The organism is Vibrio sp. VP6, from assembly GCF_028823755.1.
Lineage (GTDB): Bacteria > Pseudomonadota > Gammaproteobacteria > Enterobacterales > Vibrionaceae > Vibrio > Vibrio parahaemolyticus.
This window is the reverse complement of record NZ_JAPEID010000116.1, coordinates 1-2,276: the sequence shown is the minus strand read 5'-3', so window position 1 is coordinate 2,276 and position 2,276 is coordinate 1. Positions and strand designations below refer to the sequence as shown.

Sequence of the window (2,276 nt, the reverse complement as noted above, 5' to 3'; positions counted from 1 at the left end):
CAAAGACGCCTTGTTAGTATTCATTACTATCGACGATGATCCTTGTGAATGGCGTATCGACGTTGAACTCTTGGCGTAACAGTTCGTCAGCCTTCTGAATGATGGAAGTAAGTTGTGGTGAACGTGTTTGTTCTAAACGTTTTAGAAAATGAGACTTTCTGTTGCTATCTGAATGTGATGCTTTCAAGGGATGTCGAGCCAGCATTGAGCTGGAGAGGGTTTGATAAGTCCGATTTAACCCATTATCAACCATCAGGAAGGTTTTGATCTCTTCCTCTTCTAAATTCTCTTCTTGTTGAACTAATTCATCTCGCAAAGAACATTGCAAAGCAAATAGGTGTCTTTGTATCGAAAGTCGTTTGGTTTTTACGTAAACCTGTTTATATGTGAAGTGCCCAACAAATAGAAATGCGGTTCCAATGATTAACTCTGCATTCATAGTGACCTCAATGTAATTCGTAATGACGATGCGCAGTTTGTGGCGGCTGAACTACCTTCTTTTTCTGTAAAGCGTGTGTATGCCATCGATAAGGAGAAGTAAGATTGTTGCGGGGATAGAGATATGCCATTCATTCAAACCTGCGTTATGCGCAATCTGTAATAGATTAATCATCTCGATTGAAAGTATGATCCAACTGATCAGAGAGAAAACTATTTGAGGACGAAGGTCCATCGGTCCACACCAGCGCCAAGACCATCTAGATAACCATAATACTGATGGTATTAACAAACTGAGTGCGATTCGGTTCGCTTCATTAAATGTTGAAGTCGGCATATACGTAATAGACATAGATAATGTGAAGCCCAATAAAATGGTGTAGCAAAATGCAGAAGTTACAGAAATGACAAAAATGATGAGCGTTAACGCTAACCACTCTTCTTTAAGTCTGGAGAGCATGGGATGTTCCTTAATTTATTTAGGGCGCAGAGAGGCGCCAAAAGCGCTTTAATTGGCGCAGAAGGTTTGTGTTTAGAGTTGGAGATTAAGAGTTTGTGTGTCGAACGAAACGGGCAAGAAAAGTAATGGGAGCTTATGGACGTTATACTTAGCAAACTGAATCAGGAAGAGCGGCTTCCTGTTACCGCCCTTCCTGGCCAGCTTACTTCACTTCGTAGGCGAGCGTTGCCAGAACGTTTGTATTTGCGTTGTGGTATTCGAACTCACACAGTGAGTCGCGTACCATCCATAGCGCGCACAACGCAGTCATACATACGGTGATAAGCCCTAAAAGAGCGTATTTTTTATCCGGCATCGCTTGCCTCCAGTCAGTGAAGAGGCTAGTATCTGTATTGCGAAGTACATACACTAAAACCTCGTTTGAATTTATAGTTCATTCGGGGTTTTTGTTTATCTACCGCCAGCAGAGATCAAACTTTTGGTAGACAACCAAAAGCTCCCGACGGCAATCATACGTGATTATTAATGGCTTTTTCTATCCCTTTTCGAGACTTTATGCCGATAACATCTAAATATACTGACGAATAAGTAGAGAATTTATTGGCTTCGCCCTTCCTTCCATTTCGAATAAGCACGGTAATGCGCTGATACCGTGAAGCGATGTATTCCAAGTACGTTCGCTGCTTTACGTTGATTGCCGTGAGTGTGGATCAAGGCCGCTTCCGCAATGGCCGTTTTAATAAGTGGGTAAAGCCAGCTCAAATCGGGATCTTCTCGACAGTTTCCCAGGAGCTGATAGATGTGCTCAGCAATGAAATGTTGGTCAATTGGCCCCGTTTGAGGCGTTGCTTCAGTGGTGTTGTTCATGATTTATCCCGAACTTATGCCCGCTTTCAGTGGATAAGTGACTCAAGCCTTTAAGGGATAAGCCCTAGAGTGCGTTGAGCCAACGTAAAAACAAAAGGCCAGCGATAAGGCTGACCTGAACACAAAAATGAATGAAGGCGAGATTAGCGTTTGCGGCGTAAAGTCGCAATGCCTAGAAGAAGGAGAGGCCAAAAGCCCATAGAACCACCACTATCATCGTTATCAGTGTTATTGTTACCACCGTCACCACCTGTATTTTCAATTGGTTTGTTGATGTGAATGACTTCGTCATCGGTTAAGTAAAGCTCGCCTTGAGTCCCGTCACTTTCGATGTCATACGTACATTTATCAAAGGGTTTGATGAGTCCATCCAAACAGGTGCCACCGACAATGGTGACATTGTCACCCCAAGCGGTATCCACAACGTCGTCTCGATGCAGTGATTGAATGGTGATCGTCGCTTTGCCATTTGCGTCAGTATCAACGAGGGTTGGGTAATGCCAGCCGTCAA

4 protein-coding genes are annotated in these 2,276 nt (G+C 43.5%); all 4 read right to left on the bottom strand.

Features of this window, described 5'->3' with window-relative positions:
- Nucleotides 1–13: 13 nt before the first annotated feature.
- On the bottom strand, nucleotides 14–439 hold the full coding sequence (locus OU793_RS24215) for a hypothetical protein (protein ID WP_023624144.1): 426 nt from the start codon (nucleotides 437–439) through the stop codon (nucleotides 14–16).
- A gap of 661 nt (nucleotides 440–1,100) precedes the next feature.
- A complete protein-coding gene (locus OU793_RS24210) occupies nucleotides 1,101–1,253 on the bottom strand; it encodes a Hok/Gef family protein (protein ID WP_024700485.1) in 153 nt (50 codons plus the stop codon).
- A gap of 242 nt (nucleotides 1,254–1,495) precedes the next feature.
- A complete protein-coding gene (locus OU793_RS24205; protein ID WP_025789761.1) occupies nucleotides 1,496–1,765 on the bottom strand; it encodes a helix-turn-helix domain-containing protein in 270 nt (89 codons plus the stop codon).
- A gap of 143 nt (nucleotides 1,766–1,908) precedes the next feature.
- On the bottom strand, nucleotides 1,909–2,276 hold a 368-nt coding region (locus OU793_RS24200), incomplete at its 5' end, for a GlyGly-CTERM sorting domain-containing protein (RefSeq protein ID WP_274647892.1).

Excerpts from the sequence above, each read along its gene's own strand:
- OU793_RS24215 (WP_023624144.1), bottom strand. The coding sequence starts at position 439 with ATGAATGCAGAGTTAATCATTGGAACCGCATTTCTATTTGTTGGGCAC.
- OU793_RS24210 (WP_024700485.1), bottom strand. The coding sequence starts at position 1,253 with ATGCCGGATAAAAAATACGCTCTTTTAGGGCTTATCACCGTATGTATG.
- OU793_RS24205 (WP_025789761.1), bottom strand. The coding sequence starts at position 1,765 with ATGAACAACACCACTGAAGCAACGCCTCAAACGGGGCCAATTGACCAA.